Origin of the sequence: Paenibacillus bouchesdurhonensis (genome assembly GCF_900155685.1) — a bacterium.
Lineage (GTDB): Bacteria > Bacillota > Bacilli > Paenibacillales > Paenibacillaceae > Fontibacillus > Fontibacillus bouchesdurhonensis.
Genome location: NZ_LT732547.1, coordinates 890,361 through 909,543, shown reverse-complemented (window position 1 = coordinate 909,543; position 19,183 = coordinate 890,361). Strand labels below are relative to the sequence as shown.

At 46.5% G+C, this 19,183-nt stretch carries 18 protein-coding genes and 1 pseudogene; 2 read left to right on the top strand and 17 right to left on the bottom strand.

Annotation, left to right across the window (positions count from 1 at the left end; translation table 11 throughout):
• Nucleotides 1-38 precede the first annotated feature (38 nt).
• The 10 genes and pseudogenes from CZ379_RS03770 to CZ379_RS03720 all read right to left on the bottom strand — a co-directional run bounded on the left by CZ379_RS03770 (nucleotide 39) and on the right by CZ379_RS03720 (nucleotide 10,900).
• Nucleotides 39-2,528: an FtsX-like permease family protein gene (locus CZ379_RS03770; RefSeq protein WP_110930385.1), complete on the bottom strand. Its 2,490-nt coding sequence runs from the start codon at nucleotides 2,526-2,528 to the stop codon at nucleotides 39-41.
• Nucleotides 2,525-3,286: an ABC transporter ATP-binding protein gene (locus CZ379_RS03765; RefSeq protein WP_110930384.1), complete on the bottom strand. Its 762-nt coding sequence runs from the start codon at nucleotides 3,284-3,286 to the stop codon at nucleotides 2,525-2,527. The genes CZ379_RS03770 and CZ379_RS03765 overlap by 4 nt, the downstream gene beginning before the upstream one ends.
• Nucleotides 3,287-3,693: 407 nt before the next feature.
• Nucleotides 3,694-4,764, bottom strand: a complete 1,071-nt coding sequence (locus tag CZ379_RS03760) for a bifunctional 3-deoxy-7-phosphoheptulonate synthase/chorismate mutase (RefSeq protein WP_110930383.1) — start codon at nucleotides 4,762-4,764, stop codon at nucleotides 3,694-3,696.
• Nucleotides 4,765-5,370: 606 nt separating this feature from the next.
• Nucleotides 5,371-5,964, bottom strand: coding sequence for a GTP cyclohydrolase I FolE (gene folE, locus CZ379_RS03755; protein WP_110930382.1), 594 nt, complete (start codon nucleotides 5,962-5,964; stop codon nucleotides 5,371-5,373).
• A gap of 71 nt (nucleotides 5,965-6,035) precedes the next feature.
• On the bottom strand, nucleotides 6,036-6,269 hold the full coding sequence (locus CZ379_RS03750; RefSeq protein WP_110930381.1) for a YneF family protein: 234 nt from the start codon (nucleotides 6,267-6,269) through the stop codon (nucleotides 6,036-6,038).
• 114 nt (nucleotides 6,270-6,383) lie between these two features.
• Nucleotides 6,384-7,421, bottom strand: coding sequence for an HD-GYP domain-containing protein (locus CZ379_RS03745; protein WP_110930380.1), 1,038 nt, complete (start codon nucleotides 7,419-7,421; stop codon nucleotides 6,384-6,386).
• Between the two features lie 31 nt (nucleotides 7,422-7,452).
• Nucleotides 7,453-9,196, bottom strand: a pseudogene (gene queG / locus CZ379_RS03735) (tRNA epoxyqueuosine(34) reductase QueG).
• 61 nt (nucleotides 9,197-9,257) lie between these two features.
• On the bottom strand, nucleotides 9,258-9,698 hold the full coding sequence (gene rnhA / locus CZ379_RS03730) for a ribonuclease HI (RefSeq protein WP_110930378.1): 441 nt from the start codon (nucleotides 9,696-9,698) through the stop codon (nucleotides 9,258-9,260).
• A gap of 24 nt (nucleotides 9,699-9,722) precedes the next feature.
• Nucleotides 9,723-10,310 (bottom strand): signal peptidase I, encoded by a 588-nt coding sequence (gene lepB, locus CZ379_RS03725; protein WP_110930377.1) that lies wholly within the window; start codon nucleotides 10,308-10,310, stop codon nucleotides 9,723-9,725.
• A 158-nt stretch (nucleotides 10,311-10,468) separates the two neighbouring features.
• The gene (locus CZ379_RS03720) at nucleotides 10,469-10,900 is read right to left on the bottom strand and encodes a GNAT family N-acetyltransferase (RefSeq protein WP_110930376.1); all 432 of its coding nucleotides are present in this window, start codon (nucleotides 10,898-10,900) and stop codon (nucleotides 10,469-10,471) included.
• A 485-nt stretch (nucleotides 10,901-11,385) separates the two neighbouring features.
• Here CZ379_RS03720 and CZ379_RS03715 point away from each other — a divergent pair, with 485 nt between their 5' ends.
• Entirely contained in the window at nucleotides 11,386-11,601 is a 216-nt protein-coding gene (locus CZ379_RS03715; RefSeq protein ID WP_110930375.1) for a hypothetical protein, read from the top strand.
• A 116-nt stretch (nucleotides 11,602-11,717) separates the two neighbouring features.
• On the opposite strand, the gene mutY is transcribed toward CZ379_RS03715, so the two are convergent.
• Nucleotides 11,718-12,905, bottom strand: coding sequence for an A/G-specific adenine glycosylase (gene mutY / locus CZ379_RS03710; protein WP_110930483.1), 1,188 nt, complete (start codon nucleotides 12,903-12,905; stop codon nucleotides 11,718-11,720).
• 22 nt (nucleotides 12,906-12,927) lie between these two features.
• Nucleotides 12,928-13,329, bottom strand: a complete 402-nt coding sequence (gene acpS / locus CZ379_RS03705; RefSeq protein ID WP_110930374.1) for a holo-ACP synthase — start codon at nucleotides 13,327-13,329, stop codon at nucleotides 12,928-12,930.
• A gap of 258 nt (nucleotides 13,330-13,587) precedes the next feature.
• Between acpS and CZ379_RS03700 the strand changes: the two genes are divergently transcribed.
• Entirely contained in the window at nucleotides 13,588-14,412 is an 825-nt protein-coding gene (locus CZ379_RS03700; RefSeq protein ID WP_110930373.1) for an alpha/beta fold hydrolase, read from the top strand.
• A 51-nt stretch (nucleotides 14,413-14,463) separates the two neighbouring features.
• Here CZ379_RS03700 and CZ379_RS03695 read toward each other — a convergent pair whose 3' ends face one another.
• From CZ379_RS03695 to nadE, 5 genes are all read right to left on the bottom strand, one after another.
• Nucleotides 14,464-15,651, bottom strand: a complete 1,188-nt coding sequence (locus tag CZ379_RS03695) for an ABC transporter permease (RefSeq protein WP_110930372.1) — start codon at nucleotides 15,649-15,651, stop codon at nucleotides 14,464-14,466.
• On the bottom strand, nucleotides 15,648-16,337 hold the full coding sequence (locus CZ379_RS03690) for an ABC transporter ATP-binding protein (RefSeq protein WP_110930371.1): 690 nt from the start codon (nucleotides 16,335-16,337) through the stop codon (nucleotides 15,648-15,650). The genes CZ379_RS03695 and CZ379_RS03690 overlap by 4 nt, the downstream gene beginning before the upstream one ends.
• Nucleotides 16,334-17,404, bottom strand: coding sequence for an efflux RND transporter periplasmic adaptor subunit (locus tag CZ379_RS03685; RefSeq protein ID WP_234404795.1), 1,071 nt, complete (start codon nucleotides 17,402-17,404; stop codon nucleotides 16,334-16,336). The genes CZ379_RS03690 and CZ379_RS03685 overlap by 4 nt, the downstream gene beginning before the upstream one ends.
• Nucleotides 17,405-17,418: 14 nt before the next feature.
• On the bottom strand, nucleotides 17,419-18,066 hold the full coding sequence (locus CZ379_RS03680; RefSeq protein ID WP_110930369.1) for a YIP1 family protein: 648 nt from the start codon (nucleotides 18,064-18,066) through the stop codon (nucleotides 17,419-17,421).
• Between the two features lie 199 nt (nucleotides 18,067-18,265).
• Nucleotides 18,266-19,075, bottom strand: a complete 810-nt coding sequence (nadE, locus tag CZ379_RS03675; protein ID WP_110930368.1) for an ammonia-dependent NAD(+) synthetase — start codon at nucleotides 19,073-19,075, stop codon at nucleotides 18,266-18,268.
• Nucleotides 19,076-19,183 lie beyond the last annotated feature (108 nt).

Below are 19,183 nucleotides of genomic sequence, written 5' to 3'. Positions count from 1 at the left end.
TGCCTTTCGGAAGCTCTCCGAAAAAGCAGCCATTCTTTTTAGCCATCTTGAGTGAGTTCATGCGGTAAGCTTCTGCGGCCAATATAAATAGAGTACGGCCATAACACTAAAACAACTACGCCTGTTACGGTAACTGCGAGGACTCCCATCGCCTGATAATTAATATAAATACCCACAGGATCAATTAACATTAGACTATATGTTAATAGCACCCCGATTACCGCCCCTAGCAGCAAACCAATGGAAATATATAATATCACCTGCGTTAAAACAACCCTAATTATTCCACTACGAGTTACAGATAAAGTCCGAAGAATCGCCAACTCTTTACGCTTATTGTGCATATTATTGACCAAAGTATTTATAACGCCCATTAATACACTTACCAGCATCACAACTAGTACAATAATGAATAAGAACCAGCGTTGGTAAAACATTTGTTTGGATGCTTGCATTGTCTGCTCATAATTATCAATCTGAATTCCGGGGAATTGCCCTTTTAACGTTTCTAATTGACCAGCAACCTGCTCGACCGGCTGAGACACATTAATAAACATTCTATCTAAGACTGTAAATTCCCATAAGTAAGACTCATTGCTCCAATCAATAAGCATGTCCCCAAGAGAGCCAGGTAATTTCTTCACTATTCCTGCCACTGTAACTTGACCTCTTGAAATAATTTCTTGCATTGCATTAGAATACATTCCAAGCTCTAATAGATCTCCTTCCCTAATGTCATATTTCGATGCAAACCTCTGAGTAATATAAACATTATCATTTGAATTATTATCATAGTTTGGCAACAAATCTTGCTTCATCATTTCTTTCAAATCTGCTAAAGAATATGTGAAAGATACATACCTCCCATCATGCATTAAGCTTATCGAGCTATAAGAACTTAGCGTACTAGCCCCTATAACGCCCTCAACCTTAGTTGCAGCAGATTTCAGATCTGTATAGTTAATTAAGGAGGGATCATTAAACCGACTTGTTATGACAATATCTGTGGGATAATTTCCCCGTATATAGTTTGCTTCATTTCTCTGTATCGTTGACATTAGGGTTGATCCAACAACAGTAATCATCATTGTCAAACTCAAAATAAATATGACGAATGTATTTCTCCTCACTTGAGGAATTACATTCTTAACTGCAACAAAGGATACTTTACCAAATAAACGTTGAATCAATGGCAGTAAACGAATCAATAGCGGTGACAGATAGAACGGAAACAATATAAAAACACCTAATATCAAGAATAATAATCCTAATAGGATAAGTAAAACCTGACTATCAGCAGAGGCAAGAACTTTACCAAAAGGCAGGAGAAATAACCCAAAAAAAATAACTGTTCTTCCAAATATACGCCGCATATTCGAATATGAAAAGTCAGCCTGCTCATTACTTTGCATCATTTGCAGCGGCAAAATTCTACTACCACGATATGCAGGTATTAACATAAATAGTTCTAGTATAGCTACACTTAACACCAGAACAATAAGGGCTAAACTATAGTTAAAAGTAAGAGCTTCAACTGAAATATTAAACAATTGCTCAAACCATATCTGTGAGTACTTAAATCCGATAAAAGCGGCTATATATCCTAGTGTTCCCCCCACTAAGTTAATAATTGAGCATTGAATTAAAATAATTTTAAATAAATCGTGCGTCATTGCACCCATGGAACGCATAATCGCGAATTGCTGCTTATATTTGTATAAATATGTTTGAATGTTAGATATGATTAATAGTGCGGTAATGAATACTACTAATAAAGACAATAAGGTGATGTATATCCACAAGGATTGAAAATTAGCCTTAATATCCGGCTCCTCTTCAATAATATCTATTCTTAAAGTTTCGTCGATTTGCCGAAGCCATCTAGCTATCTCATAAGAGTCCATCCTAGGCTGATTCTTAATCAAAATATAGGTCGATTCATTTACAACACCTGTTAGAGTATACTTCAATTCCTTAAAGGTGCTTCTCGGTATAATTAGAATGTCTGATACAGGTCCCAAACCTTTAATATCTTCTAATATTTCTTTTACTATAAAATCTCTACTTTCGACTTTTAAAGACTGACCTACTGTAATATTTAGTGCTTCGGCAAGCCCAGCATTTATAATCGCTTCATTACCGGAAATACTCTCAGTAAAGTCATATTTACTTTTAACCAGGTCATCAGATTCAGCTCCTACGGTGTATACATCGTCTTGAAGTAAATCAATCCGTAAGCGATCTATCAAGACAGGAGATGATTGCTCTATCCCTGGAATTGATGTTATTTGATCCAAAAACTTCAAATCAATTTGTCTTCCTTGTTCCAGGTTAAAGCCGACCATCATATCCATATTTCCATATAATTCTTTTATATCATCACGGTAAGATTGAGTGGCATTAGAAACAAACATGGTCATAACCAAAATAATACATACCGCAATTGTTACACTAAGAACCGAGGAAATAGAAATGAAACGATTTGTTTTAAAAAAACGGAAGGCTATACCATAAATAGACCTTATCATGATGCTGTCTCCATAATGCTTCTTAACTTATCCATGATGCAGTCCATGTCTGCTTCTTCAGTATTTTTGACGTATGTATCTACTATCTCGCCATCATGAAAAAACAATATCCGATCCCCGTAAGCGGCGACATTTGCATCATGCGTAACAAGGATAATACTTTGGTTCAGCTGCTTATTCATCTCTATCAATACATTTAAAATTTCTCTTGATGTATTGAAGTCTAAGTTTCCCGTTGGCTCATCCGCAAGTATGATTGGCGGCCTCATGATAAGTGATCTGCCGATAGCGACTCGTTGTTGCTGTCCACCGGAAAGTTGCATAGGCCGTTGCTTTCTCCATGAAGTTAATCCGACTAAATCAAGCATTTCATTCACTTTTCTTTTTATTTCCGAACCGCTGGCTCCCTTAAGAATTAATGGCAAAGCTATATTTTCTTCAACCGATAGATCTTTCAGTAAATGAAATGACTGAAATATAAAACCTATATTTTCACTTCGGTACTGGGTAGCATACGGCTCCATAAACATTTTGTCTTGGAGAACGCCGTTTAAGGAAATTGTCCCCTGATCAGGACTATCGAGCGCACCAATAATTTGTAGAAGAGTACTTTTTCCAGAGCCGCTTGTTCCCATTACAATCAGCAACTCACTTTTTTTTAAATCGAAAGTAATATCTTTTAGTGCTGATATACGACTTTCAGCAGCAGTATACGTTTTACATAAATTATTAACCGACAACAATAAATTATTATCCATATTTCACCTCATCAGAACTATTGTTGTACCACTTTGACTGAGTTTCATACATTTATTAACAAGTTCTTGCTAACTGCCCTCTAGAAATTCTTTTGATAAATAAGTATCCAAGTCCCTTCCTAAAATCACCAATCATTCAAATGATACTTCTGCTAAACTATCCAACAATAACTTTTTTATCATTTAATTAACAGTTTGCTTCATTTTTGAAAAAATGTAAATATTGCAATTCTTTTAAAAAAGTAAAAAGAGTACTTACTGATTGCACTTTATATAGGAAATTCCCTCAACTATCTAAAAAAATAAACCCCACCTCTACGTTTAGAGGCAGGGTTGAACCATAGCCATTAAGCATCTATCCTGTACGATGCGAATCTTTTTTTTAAAGAATGTTGAAACTACATTTTCTATAGCAATCCCGACTTCTTCACGTTTGCCAGGAAATCATGGAATTCCGGAATATTAAGCTGCTGGGCCGCATCGGAGAGCGCTGTTGACGGATCGGGGTGCACCTCAACCATGACACCGTCTGCGCCCGCAGCTAGAGCCGCTCTGGCACAAGGGGCCAGGATGTCTTTGCGCCCTGTAGAATGCGTTACATCCACTAGCACAGGAAGATGCGTTTCTTGTTTCAGAATCGGCACCGCCGAGATGTCCAAGGTGTTTCTCGTAGCCTTCTCATACGTCCGTATGCCGCGTTCAATCAGCATCACCTGTGTATTGCCGCGGGAAACGATGTATTCGGCAGCGTGCACGAACTCATCGATCGTAGCCGCAAGACCACGCTTCAACAATACCGGCGTCCGAACGTTGCCCGCCGCTTTTAACAACTCGAAGTTCTGCATATTCCGTGCGCCGATCTGAATAACGTCAATGTATTCGCACGCAAGCTCAACATGCGCTGGATCCACGATTTCACTAATCGTCTTCAGCCCGAATTCGGATGCCACGTCCTTCAGAATTTTCAGGCCCTCCACACCCAAGCCCTGAAAATCGTAAGGCGATGTTCTCGGTTTAAACGCACCGCCGCGCATGACCGTCATGCCCGCTTCCTTCAGGGCAGCTGCAACCTGGCGCACTTGTTCGTAGCTTTCAACCGAGCATGGCCCTGCAATCATCACCGGTGTGCCGCCTCCGATCACCGTGCTGCCCAGTTGAACCAGCGTATCTTCCTGCTTCTTCTTCCGGCTGACCAGCAAATGCTTCTTATGGTCGACCTGCTGCAGCTTCAACGATGCCTGAAAAATCTGTTTGAATAAATGACGGACTGTTTCATTATCGAAAGGACCTTGATTATGCTCCACCAGAGCATCCAGCATTTTTTTCTCGCGTACCGGATCAAAATCAGGAACTCCCTGCTTTTGCTTCTCCTGACCGATCTCCTGGGCGATCCGCGCCCGCTCCGACAACAGCTCCAACAGCTGAAGATTAACGGAATCGAGCTCCGATCTTAATTGCTCCAAACGCCCTTGACTCATCTGAAATCTCTCCCTCACATTTTTTTCTGGTTTATAAAAACAAAAAGACCCCCAGCCCGGAAAGGGACGAGGAGTCGTGGTACCACCCTTATTAGATATGCCGAAATAAGCAAGCACATCTCACTTGAGCCTCTTAACGCAAGGGTTACGGGTAAACCTACCATCTGCACGAAGCATGCAGCTTATCAGCCTACCAGCTCCGGAATGAACTTCAGCGGAGAACCTTCGCCCGGGTGCTCTCAGTCGGTGGCAGCCCTTTCCTGTCAGGAACGTTCTTTCGCTTACTCTTTCCATCATCGCTTGTTTGAACATATGGTGTTTGTTAATTAGAAGCATTGTATTACACCCCGGATCAACATTGCAAGGCTATGTTTTAAAGCTCAAGTGCATTGATGCAGTGAAGATGTAAATCATCGTGCTTCATGAACAGGAGCAACAATTCCCTTTCTCGCCTCGATTCAGCGGATTTTCCTCAATAGGCGAACAGGCGCCAAACAGATTCGAGGATTAATGGAATAGCATTAATGGGTTGATTAAAAAATTTAAGATTAAATAAAAAAACACGCCATAAAGGCGTGTATTTTCGGGTTTTGAGCGTAGGAGTCACTATTCCTTAATCAGCGACAAAAACTCTGCTCTGGACGCAGCATCTGTACGGAACGTCCCCCGCACGGCCGAGGTTACGGTCTTGCTTCCCGGCTTCTTGATGCCGCGGGCACACATGCAGAGATGCTCTCCTTCCACAACGACCATGACGCCTTGTGGTTTAAGAACCTCGTCCATAATGTCGGCAATCTGCGACGTAATGCGTTCCTGCACCTGCAATCTGCGAGTGATTGCTTCTACCAAACGAGCTAACTTGCTCAGACCAGCGATTCTGCCGCTGGGGATATAGCCGATATGCACTTTGCCGAAAAAAGGGGCCGTGTGGTGCTCGCATTGACTGTAATACACAATATCCTTCACAATAACAAGCTCTTCATGGTTCTCTTCGAACGTAACTCCAAGCACATCGCGAGGATCCACCTCGTAACCGCCATATATTTCTTCATACATCCGAGCTACCCGAGCCGGTGTATCGATAAGACCTTCCCGCTCAACATCCTCGCCAATCAGCTTCAAGATTTCACGAACGTGGTGTTCTATCTTCTCCCGGTTGGCTCCAACCTGGGTATTTACATAATCTTTGACGCCTGCCACTCGCGCCTCCTCCTTCCTGTTCTCCCTAGATAGGGAGCAGAGTGTGTTGTTTTGCTAAAATATGAAACCTATTATTTTTTCTTACGACGGCCTTGCGGCTGAGACACTCCTTGCTTCTTCATCATTTGTTGGGCGCGCTGCATTTGCTGCCCATTCAAATTATAGCCCATTTGCTTAGCCATCTTCTGCAGCATTTGTGGATCATTCTGCATCTTCGTCAATTGCTGGCGCAAGTAGAATACGCCAATGAAGAAGCCGCCAATCAAGCCGACGATCAGTGTAATAATAGGAACTACATAATTCATGGTTTAGCCACCCCTGTATTGTGATCAATTGTTTCATTCTTGTTGTGGTATGCTTGAGTACCTCAAGCTATAATATCATTTCCCTCACATACCTAGCAAATTAAATTCTTAAATTTAAGCCAATACCGCTTCGATGAATGTCGTCGTCTCCACAGCGAGATCTATTTCCTTCACATCCAGCTCATCTCCTGAGCCTCGAATGACGCGAATGACCGGGCGCCCCGGCAAGCCTCTGTGCTGCCGCACAACGACGCCTGTCTCCTTCGTCGAGAGGCGGACTGAAGTCCCGTTCGGATATACCGAGATGATTCTAGTAAACTCGACCAACACTTCATGATCTAGCTCATGTTCGGATGATGCCATCAATTGCTCGCATGCCTCATGTGGAAGCAGCGGGCGTTCGGCATTGCCCCCACCGCCGCCAATCAGATTATCGTACTTATTTGCCACAGCTACAATTTTGGGAAACAGATGAATGCTTTCACTGTCTAGTCCGCGAGGCAGCCCGCTGCCATTTAAGCTTTCATGATGTTGAAGAGCGGTATGAGCGATCAGCAGGTTAAACTCGCGCTTATTCTTCAGTACCTCGAATCCTCTCCATGTGTGATGATAGTCCAATTCATTTTCCGATGCCCCTTCCGGCAGTGGATTCGCCTTGCCAATGTCATGGAGCAAAGCGCCGATTGCCAAATCCTTGAGCTGGGAATAATTCAGCCCCATATTGAGGCCGATCATCGAGGATAATAAGCATACATTTACCGCATGAAGATAGTCATCATTATCGGTCGTTCGAATGTCCGTTAGCTGAAGCAATACGCCCCGGTGATTCAGTATGTCCTCCAGCAACGCCTCTACGCTGACACTGACCTTTTTCGTACTCCAATCCTTGCCGGATCTTACCGCCTCCAGCGTATGGCTCATGTCTTTGAAAATGATTTCTTTCGTGGAATCACTAAGCACCTCTTCCAGCTCGATATCCTCGAAATTGGGATCCTTGATGTAGAGCATAGTGACGCCAATACGCTTCAACGTATTAATCATGTAGACCGTAAGCTGGATTCCAGCCGACAGTAGCACCGTTCCATTAGAAGAATACACCGTTTTGCCAAGGTACTGCCCCGGTTCGATATCCTCAATACTCATGAATCTCATGAATTAATCCCCCTTGGCGATCCATATCGCCTTATGTCAATGTACTATCATAATTGCGTCGCTCCAAAGAGAGCAGGCTCTCTTTGATGGACAATCCTCCGCCATATCCGACAAGCGCTCCTCCGGAGCCTATCACGCGATGACAGGGGACAATAATCGGCAGCGGATTTTTATTGTTGGCTCCGCCGACAGCGCGAACCGCTTTAGGCTGCCCGATGCTCTCGGCGATTGACTTATAGGAGACAACTGCACCGTAGGGAATATCAAGCAAGGCTCCCCATACTTTACGCTGAAACTCCGTCCCTCGAAAATCCAAGGCAAGATCGAAGCTTCGACGTGTCCCGGCGAAGTAATCGCCAAGCTGAGCGACCGCTAATACCAGCGGCTTATCAGCGCTTATATAGCCTGCTCCCGGATAGTAACGATCCGCCCATTTTCTTAGATAGTCTGCTTTATCCGCAAATGAGCCGAATTCAATATGACACAGCCCCTTATCGCTCGCGCAAAGGGTCAGTATGCCAATGGGCGAGTCCATTTCCGTATAATGCAATACAAGCGGTTGTACGTTCGATTCCATATTAATCCTCAGCCTCCAGCTTTGCTTCTTCCTCCCGCAGCTTACCTTGCGCAGCATGCAAGCGTTCAAGCACCTCTTCGTCCTTCTCGGCAGAGATGGCCCGAATGATCGCTTGATACGCTTCCTCGCCGCCGATCCGGCTCAAAGCCCAAGCGGCTGTCCCCCTTAAGACCGGCCTTGGATCATTTCGCATGATATCTATTAATTTCGGCATAGAGGCCCGATCTTTGAAGTTCCCAAGCGCAATTACTGCATTTCGCTGAATCGGCTTTTTGCCCCTCCAGGCTGCAGCACTGGAACCAAACCGCTCCTTGAACTCCCGATTGCTCAGCTCAAGGATGGGCAAAAGCAGCGGTTTGACTGTCTCCGGATCCGGCTGCAGCTCCGGCCGATGATTCCATGACTTGCCCTTGTTCTTGGGACACACAATTTGGCAAGTATCACAGCCATACAGGCGATTGCCTATTTTCCTCATGAACTCATCCTCAATAAAGCCCTTCGTTTGAGTCAGAAAAGAAATGCAGCGCTTGGCATTCAGTTCGCCAGGGCCGACAAGAGCCCCCGTCGGGCAGGAATCGATACATTTGGTGCATTCTCCGCAATCCTCGGTGACAGGAGCATCCGGCTCGAAGGGAATATTCGTGATTAACTCTCCAAGGTAAATCCACGATCCCCATTTCGGTGAAATGACCATACAATTTTTTGCCTTAAATCCAATCCCCGCCCGCTCTGCCACGGCACGATCGACCAAAGCTCCCGTGTCCACCATGCTTTCGATCCGGGCGCCTTCTACCCGCTGCATGATAAACTCCTCCAATCTTGCCATCGCTTCGCGCAGAATGGTGTGGTAATCTTGCCCCCAGGCCGATCTTGCCAATATTCCGCGGCGCATGCCTGGCTCCGATTTTGGCGGATTTTCCAGCTTTGATGGGTAGGCGACTGCTATAGAAATTAAAGATGCCGGTCTTTCCAGCGACAGCTCAGGGTATACCCGTTTATTAATATCCGGCTCTTCGAATCCGGATTCATATCCTTTAGCCCGACGATCCAGAAGCACATTTTTTAACGACAGGAACGGGTCAGCCGAAGCGAATCCAATATCATCGATTCCCATGGAATAAGCGGCTTCCTTGATTTCCTGCTTCAGCTGGGCCCAATGCTTCATACTGTTCTGACCGCCTTCAGCCATAGGCCGCATTTTCGTCATCTCCGATCCCCCCTAGAGGTAATAGACCTGCTATTCAGTGGCTTGCCCGGCATTACCGTGAAATTCGTTTGATTGCTTCCCTCGCCAAAAAATCGCAGTGATTATTTAACTCATTATCGCTGTGTCCCTTAACCTTTATATATTCAACCTGATGAATCTGCATCAGGTGCCATAATTCCTGCCATAGATCCTGATTCTCGACCGGTTGATTTTTACTGTTCTTCCAGCCATGTTTCAACCAGTTGCGAATCCAGCCCTGCTTGAAACAGTTCACAACATAAGCAGAGTCGCTATATACTTTCACGTGACACGGCTCCTTCAATTGCTCCAAAGCCGAAATGACCGCCTGGATTTCCATGCGGTTATTCGTCGTCATCGGTTCGCCGCCCGACAATTCCTTACGGTGGCCATTATACAATAGCACGGCTCCCCATCCCCCGGGCCCCGGATTCCCAGAACAGGCTCCATCGGTGTAGATCATAATCTCCTTCAAGAGATATCCTCCAAGCCTCTTATTTTATAAGCCTCTGATTTTTGTTATAGGCCAGAACACAAACTCTGCACGCCCCACAATATCCTTCTTCTGCACACTACCGAAGCTGCGGCTATCCTTACTGCGGCCATAATGGCGGTTGTCGCCCATGACGAAATATTCGTTATCCCCGAGGCGAATCTCTGCAAAATCCCGATCCTCGATTTGCACATCAGTATAAGGCTCGTTCAGAGCTTGCCCATTCACATACAATACATGATCCCGCACCTCTATCGTATCTCCCGGCGTAGCGACGACCCGTTTCACGAGATAATGCTTCTTATCGGGGCCTGTGCTGGGATCTTTAAGCACTACGATTTCCCCGCTGCGAGGCGACGCAAAATAATAAACGATTTTATCTACAAAAAGCCGCTCCCGCTCTTCTAGCGTTGGCTGCATCGATTCACCCTTGACCATTGACAAGTTAAATACGAACATATTCAGAAGCAGCATAATAATAAATGCAATTCCGGCCGTCTTGCAGAAATCCCACAGCTCACGAACCCACTTATTCTGAATATGCTGCTGCTCTGCCTCTTCGGCAGTACGTTTCTCAGCTTCTAAGTTTTCCATCTCTACCTCACTTCTTTTCCGAACATTCTCCTGATTGTACCTATAATAATAGAAAAGCATACCTATCGCCCAAATGCAACGGACGGAAGATATGCTTCTTCATCACCGAGATCATTATCCAATTTATCCGCCGCGCGGCATTGGATTTATTTATAGACTTACAGCGAACGGGCTGCTGCGATACCTAAGCTCTGGAATGCTTCCAAAAACTTGCTTGCTCCGTATCCCATTGCTTCATAGAGCGGCATGAGGGCTTTATTGTGCTCATCGCCAGCTACCACAATTCTGCGGATGTTGCGCTGCTGGAATCGCTGTTCCATAGCGTTAACCAGATTTTTGCCATACCCTTGACGACGGTATTCGGGATGAACTGCCGTTCGATAAATGCAGCCAAGATTTTGATCGATCGTTCCGATCAACACCCCAACGACTTCCTCATCGGCTTCTGCAATCATAATCAACTCCGAATCCCAGGACAATTGTCTGGCAAAAGCCCGCTTAGTGTCTTCGTAGCATTGTTCTGATAAGGCGACTTGCAAAAGCTCCATCACTTGATTGGCATCACTCAACTGGAAGGAACGAATACGCATGCTATGATCTCCCTTTTCCTTTGCTTGATAGATTCATGTAAAACACACGGTCCATTTTAACATCCAACGAATAATTAAATCTAGACAAAAATCGAGGAAAAACTCCTTACTTGTCCATTAAACCATAATAATCAGGGAAATACACCATTTTTCTTCTGAAAGCGCTTTATATTAAGCGTTTACATTATTTTTCGATAAAAATTATTCTAGTAATGGAAATGTAAGTGCATAATTCGATGTGTTCTACCAAATTTAGGATTTGTTATCGCATGGTTAAATGGAGTCCATTTGTTTCCAATTTATTAAGAGAATTTTAAGAAGCGAATGAACAGCGGGGTAATCAAAACAATTCAAGGCAAAGAAGCCTGTCATACATTATAACATACTCTGCGGTCAGCGCGGGGCTCCATTAAGTCTTTTCCTTCGATTGAAAATGACGTCTTCGGGTAATCTTAACATAGATTACCTTGAAAGGAGGGGTTAGCTTGACCGACGACACGTCAAAGCAATTTACGAATGATCCGCAGGAGCTTCTGACATCCAAGCAGGAGGCCGACAAGCAAAAAACGCAATTCAGCAGCTTCGTTCGCAGCGTTAGCGAAGATGCGCCAGCGGAGAAGGGACAAGTTGTAGAACCGCAGCACCGGGAGACTGATCAGCAGAACAACATGAAGGACGTAGAAAACCGGATGCTTGAATAGGAAAAAACGACAAAATTCAACACAGATCAGCAGCAGGAAATATAGCCCAACTCTGCTTCATGAAGAAATAAACGTAAAAAAGCAGGCCAAGAACAAATCCTGGTCTGCTTTTATTGTTATTCCACTTTCTGCTCCGCAAAGTATTGGCGAAGAATTTTAATAAAAACATTAGGAAAGGCCAAGTCGTTCATATCCTCAGCTGTTATCCAGCGGTACTCCTCCGCCCGCTCTCCTTCATGATAAGCTTCCTGCTGTTCGGCAACCGCCATTTCCGCAAAGCCCGCCAATGCGCTCAGAGCCGCTGCTTCCTGAAAACGAAAGACGCGCAAATACCAATGAATATGGCTGAATATATGCTCTGCCGTCATGAATGGCCCCTCCGCTCGCACATAAGTGCCCTCTTCGGCCAGCGCCCCCGCCAGATGGTTCATCGCCGAACCGTCCGGAAGCTCGGTGGCTTCTCCGAGCTTGGCCGCCGCCGGAACATGGGGCAGCTCCCACATCCGTGCAAGCAGCCCCGTGTCCGGCCGCCGGCGCACGAGCACGCGTCCCTCCCGCTCTCCTTCGCCCTCTACAAGGGCGACGAGCCTGTACTCGGGACGCGGCGGCTTCGCCTTGCTCTTCACCGGCAGGCGAAGCTCAGCGCCCTCCAGCCGCGCCGAGCAATGCGCCATGACCGGGCAGGTCAGGCATTGAGGAGCTTTCGGGGTGCACACCAGCGCCCCCAGCTCCATTAAAGCCTGATTGAAATCCGCCGCCCGGCCTGCCGGAATCAGCGCTCCCGCGAGCCCTTCCATTAGCATGCGCGTTCCTGTCTTCATAATATCTTCCTCTATGAAGAAATAGCGCGACAGAACGCGCATCACATTGCCGTCCACAGCCGGCTCCGGCTGGTTAAAGGCAATGCTGAGAATGGCTCCCGTCGTATAAGGGCCCACGCCCTTCAACGCCGATACCGACGCCTTGTCGCTCGGTACCACTCCCCCGTGCCGTTCCATCACCTGGCGGGCAGCAGCCTGCAAATTACGGGCACGAGAATAATAACCGAGCCCTTCCCAGCATTTCAACACATCCTCTTCCGGCGCTTCCGCCAGACTAGAAATCGTTGGAAACCGTTCAATAAACCGATAAAAGTATGGAATTACCGTATCCACGCGAGTTTGCTGCAGCATAATTTCCGATATCCAAATATAGTAAGGATCACGATGCCTGCGCCACGGCAGATCTCTCTTTGACCGCTCGTACCATAACAGCAGCTCCGTACTGAAATACTCTCTGCTTTCCAAGCTCCATTTCTCTTCCATGATTTGATTGCTCTCCCCTTTATTACACACTCTCTATCCTCTCCACCACGACGAACGCAGAAGCAAGCTGCCGTTCATGCGTGATGCTGAGATGCACCCTGTAGCCTATCGATCCAGCCGCCATTCCCAACCTCTGCCATGCTTCCGGCTTCAAAATAACATGAGGCTTACCGTATTTATCCGGCAATATCGACATGTCGGCGAAGCCTAGCTTCTTTCCTATGCCGCAGCCAAACGCCTTGCTAATCGCCTCTTTTGCCGCAAAGCGTCCGGCCAGAAATTCTGCTGGACGCGCCTTGCTGCCCGGCAGCTCGCGTTCGGCTGGAGTCAGCACGCGCTTCATAAACCTGTCCCCGACAGCTCCGTCTACGATTTTTCGCATCCGTTCTATTTCAACAACATCATGACCAATGCCATATATCAACAACATCACTTCCTTTAAGGAGGACTGTTAAAGAGAACATTTTCATATTTCAGTTAAGCAGCCTAATTTAACACATTCACATTGTAGCAGTGAAGCTCGGGTGAAGCGAGCATAAGCTGGAAACCAAAAAACTCCTCCAAATTCAATATTTGAAATGCAGGCTATTTGGGACTCGCAATGAATCCAATTCAATATGGTATAATAACACAAAATAATCATTAACCGTCTCAAACCTGTCACGAAAGGATGCGTTTGAAAATGCCGATGGATTTCAATATTCCGCTGGAAGGCGGTCATATGCTGCGCTGCACTAGATTCCCTGCCCGAGATGAAGCGGCTGGCCTTATTATTATCGCTCACGGGTATAAGGGGTTTAAGGACTGGGGCATGTTCCCCTACATTGCTGAACAGCTAAGCAAGCATCATGAGGTGGTTACATTCAACTTTTCCCACAATGGCATTGGCCATAACCCCCTCGAATTCACGGAGCTCGAACGATTCGCGGTGAATACATACGAACGAGAGCTTAACGATCTGAAGTCATTGATTTCTCACCTCCGGCGGGAGGAGAAGCTGCGCTCTCTCCCGCTCTTTTTGCTCGGTCATAGCCGCGGCGCCGGTGTCTGCCTTGTATATGCCCTCGATCATCAGGAAGACGTAACCGGCATTCTGTCTTGGAACGGAGTGACGAGCCTTGATCTGTTCACTGAGGCTCAGAAGCAAGAAATGCGCGAGAACGGACGAAGCTACGTCATGAATGGGCGGACAGGACAACAAATGCCGCTGGACGTTGCCATTCTGGAGGATTTGGAGCGCCAGCAGGAGCGATACAATATTCTGAAACGCATCCCCTCGGCCACCTTTAAGATCGCCCTGATTCAAGGCTCGAACGACGGAGCACATCTCCGGGAGGGTTCAAGTAGTCTCGTGTCCATCAGACCGGATATTCCCTGGATTCATATTCCCGGCGGCAATCATACGTTCAATACCGTCCATCCCTTCCAAGGAACGACCGCCCCATTGGAGGAGGCGCTCAAAGCCAGTCTGCTGTTTATTAATCAGACCTTATCCTTAATTAAGTAATTGACAAAGAAGCCGGGATATCCGTTAGAACGGACAGCCCGGCTTCTATCATTATTCATAACGCAATGCTTCGATCGGATGCAGCTTGGATGCCTTGTTGGCCGGGTATAGTCCGAAGAAAATACCTACAGCTGCCGAGAATCCAAATGCCAGTAGAATAGCCCATACAGATACGACAAACGGCCAGCCGGAAATGCTCGAGAAGAGGAAGGCTGCCCCTAGTCCTAGCAATGCGCCTACCGTTCCGCCAATAAAGCACAGCACCACCGCTTCAATCATAAATTGCAGCATGATCGTACCCGGCGTAGCACCAATCGCTTTGCGAATCCCGATTTCCCGAGTCCGCTCCGTGACCGAGACCAGCATGATGTTCATAACTCCGATCCCGCCGACAAGCAGCGAAATGCCCGCAATGGAGCCGATAATGGTCTGTAAGATCGAGAAGGTACTTGAAACCATTTCCTCGGCTTCTTTCCCCGTTTGAGACATATAAGCATTTTGATCCACATTGTTCAGATCAGCTAGCCACTTCTTTACCATCTGCATGGTCTCATTCGTATTCTCTGGCGACGAGGCAACTACCTCAAGCGCCTGAAACCGCTCGTTCCCTCCCGGTATGGCAGTTATCGGGGCGAAGCCCGTGTATTGCTGCCCTTCAAACCCGCTCAGAATCGATTCCTGCGGCTTATACACGCCGATAATGCGAAACGTTCCGTCCGATAGGACCAACTTGCGGCCAACAGCTGATTGCTCAGAGCCGTACACCTTATCCGCAAATTTCTTGTCTACTACAATAACCTTTTGCCGGCCTCGCTCCTCCTGAGAGGTGAAAAAGCGCCCGGCAACTATGTCAATCTTCTGCATTTTATTCGATTGAGATGTCGTAGCCGTAACAGTAAAGCGCAGCGTCTCTTTTTTGTATTTCATCGTCATGGAATACGGTAAGGATGAAGATGCATACTTAACTCCATCCAACTTTCGGATCTCCGTTAAATCGCGAAGACGGAAATCCGTCTTCCCGTTGCCGCTGCTCTCCATTTGGTTCTCATAGATGACAAAATAGCCGTCTTCCAAAACAGATACGATGGACAAGATGGAGCTTTGACCCGCTTGACCGATCGATACGACAGTAACTACCGCCGCTACGCCAAATACGATACCGATCATCGTGAGGAACGAACGAAGCTTGTTCAGCCGCAAATTGTCGAGCGCGACCCATATACTCTCCCATATGCTCATGTCGTTCCACTTCCTTTGCGCGTATCTTTGAGCATTTGCCCATCGCCGAAGAGCAATATTCTATCCGCATTCTCCGCAATATCAGGCTCGTGGGTAACCAGTACGATAGTCGTTCCTTCCTGATGAATCTCCTTGAATAACTGCATGATTTCATGGGATGATTTCGTATCCAGGTTTCCTGTCGGCTCGTCCGCAAGCAGAATCGGAGCATTCATCGTCAAAGCCCTTGCTATAGCTACACGCTGTCGCTGTCCCCCCGAGAGCTCGGTAGGCCGATGCTTCACTCGCCCCTCCAGCCCAACCTTTTTAAGCAGCTCAAGCGCCCGTTCATTGCGCTGCTCACGGCCAATTCCCGCGTACATCATCGGAAGAGTCACATTTTGCAGCACGGTCTGCCTGCCGAGCAGGTTGAAGCTTTGGAAGACAAAGCCGATTTTTTGATTGCGTACACGAGCCAGTTGCTCTTCATCCAAAGTATGAACCTCTTCGCCATCCAACACATACTCCCCGGAAGAAGGCACATCAAGACAGCCGATAATATTCATCAGTGTGGATTTCCCGGAACCTGATGAGCCCATGATCGCCACAAATTCTCCCTGCTCCACCTTTAAATTCAACGGCTGCAAGGCCTGTACTTCCAGTTCGCCATTCTTATATACTTTCGATATATCCCTTAAGGTAATCATGGCAGCTTCACCTTGTCGCCGTCCTTGAGCAGATTAGCTCCTTCCGAGACAACACTTTCCCCCTTTGCAACACCGGACACAATCTCAATGTACTCTTCATTTTCTTTGCCCGTCTGCACTTCGACTTTTACTGCGGTTCCGTCCTGAATTTTGAATACGAAAGCTATTTCCCCTTCATATTGAACCGCATCCAGCGGAAGTAGCATCCGCTCCTTATCCGGAATTTCCAGTTCAATCGTTACATTATATCCAGGACGAAGCTCTGGAGATGTGCGACTTAACTCCACCGTCATTTCGACGGAAGCATCCTTAGAGGTCTGATCCGCCAGAATAGCGATCGGGGACATATACGAAACCTTTCCCTCATAACTTTCCTCAATGGAATCGCCAGTAATGATCGCCTGCAACCCTTCGCTTACTTTGCCTGCATCCAGTTCGTTCAGATTCGCTTTGACTTTGTAGGACGACAGGTCTACGACGGTGGCGATTTGACCGCCCTCGGCAATCATTTGCCCGGGATCGACAAGCACCTGAGTCAACACCCCGTCTTCTTCAGCATAGACTACGCGGTTATTCAACCTTTTTTCTAATGAAGCAATCGTTAGTTTGCTGTTCTGAATCCGGAGATCGAAGGAGGATAAATCAAGCTCCTCCACTTCCGCCGAAGGATCTTCGGTCATCTGCTGTTTAAACATATCGAAATGCTGTTTCTTCGCATCGCGGCGCTCCAATTCAATCATTTCGAGGCTTAGGCGTTCCTTTTCGATTTGTTCTTTGACGTCATCAATCTGCAGCGTCATCAGAACCTGCCCTTGCTTTATCGTGTCGCCTTGCTTTACTTCGACCTTCTCAACGACCCCAGTGGTTGGCGAATAAATATCCGTGCTGTTTCCTGCTTCCAATTTACCACTGGTATAGATTTGTTCCGTGATAAGCCCCTCAAACACCTCGGTCGTCTTTACAGATACCGCCCGATTCATATTCGTCATATTTGCAAGTACTAAAGCAATAATGCCCAAGCCCAGTATGGCGCCCCAAAACCACTTTTTCTTAAACAATATAATCACCCTATCCTATGTACTCAGATTGCTGGAACTGATAGAACTGTAATAAACGAGTAAATCAGCCATACCGCTACAATCCAAACCGCGACCTTCTTCACTGGGCGTTTCATCATAGTTGCAGTTCCAACGATATACAGATATAACCCCCAAATTGTAAACGGATTAATCAACGAGAGAACGCGGAACATCATTCCCGTCTTGTCCTGGACTAACGCTCCGAGACTAATCGTAACATCGGTCAAGGATCGGGCGTCCATTACAACCACCAGCGCAATCGTCAACAGCGCTCCGATGATGGACGGCAAATTCGCATAAGCGGCCACATTGACGAATTGGAGGTATTTGCCTTCACCACGCACGATCAAATTCAACAATATTAATAAAAGTGCAACGAAGAAGATCATAAAGAGAGTACCGGCAATGATGGTGGCATAGCTCATCGTAGAGGTCAGGCCAACCGCCTGTTCTACCTGTTCCGGGGTCAAGCCCCCGGTTTTCAGCATGGTTTGTCTGGATAGCTCGATCAAATAAGGCATCTGCAAAGCAATGGTAACAACACCAAGGATCAGCGCCAAAATCGTAGGTAAAATCCAGGCCAGCTTATTTTCCCTTGTTCTTTCGAATGTCTCCCTTGGTGAAGTAAATATTGTGAATAAATTTTTCAACTCTACTCCTCCCTTTTCTTTGAAACAAATATGGTTTTGTTAAAATATACCACGCTTTTTTCCACACTCTAGCTATATATACGAATCAGTCTAAAAGAAAGATTCAATAAATTTTTTATATGGACGTATCCAACGTAAAATATGGAAAAAGTCCTGTATTCCTTATAGGATGCAGGACTTCTGCCTTTGGCCCGCCAAGTTATATGCGTGGAATCGGACTGCGCTTATGCTCTGTTTTCAAAAAATAGGACTCTAGGCGCTTCTGAATTGCAGGATCAACGGGCTTGCCCTCTAAATAGTCACTATTATCTTCGTAACTAACGCCCATTTCTAGTTCATCATTCTGTCCCGCCCACAGACCAGCGGTCGGAGCTTTGTTAATGATGCTACCCGGTACGCCAAGCGCAGCTGCGATTTGCCGGATTTGGCGTTTGTTGAGCGAACTAAGAGGCATAAGATCCACTGCGCCATCTCCCCACTTGGTATAAAATCCGGCAATGGATTCTGAAGCATGATCGGTTCCAACAACGAGCAGATTGAGTTCAAAGGACAGGGCATACTGCATAACCATTCGTGCCCTGGCCTTCACATTCCCTTTACCAGGTACGCTCAAATGCCTGAATTGTCCGATGGCCTTCATCCCATGCTCCACCTCCAGAGCAATTTCATCCACTGTATCCTCGATATTCGTCTCCAGCGTATGAGCCAACCCGAAGGCCTTAGCCGTCTCATAGCTATGTACTATATCCTCCTGCTCGCCGTAGGGCTGAAACACACCTAATGTCATATACTCCATGCCCGTTTCCCGGGTCAGTTCATCCGTTGCCCGTTTGCAGAGTCCTGCGGCTACAGCGCTGTCCAATCCGCCGCTAATCGCGATTAACAATCCGGTGGCTCTTGCGCTCTTGACATAATCCTTTAAAAATTGGACACGCTTCGCAATTTCCTCATCGACATTAATACTCGGCTTTACGCCTAGCCGCTCAATGATCTCCTGCTGCAAGCTCATAGCTCCATCCCTCTTTTCTTTTCATGCTACTAATGATGACATCTTCTGGCACATTCGACCGACCGCCATCATGCAGCGAAGCACTGCGCGCTGGGAGCTGCGTAGATG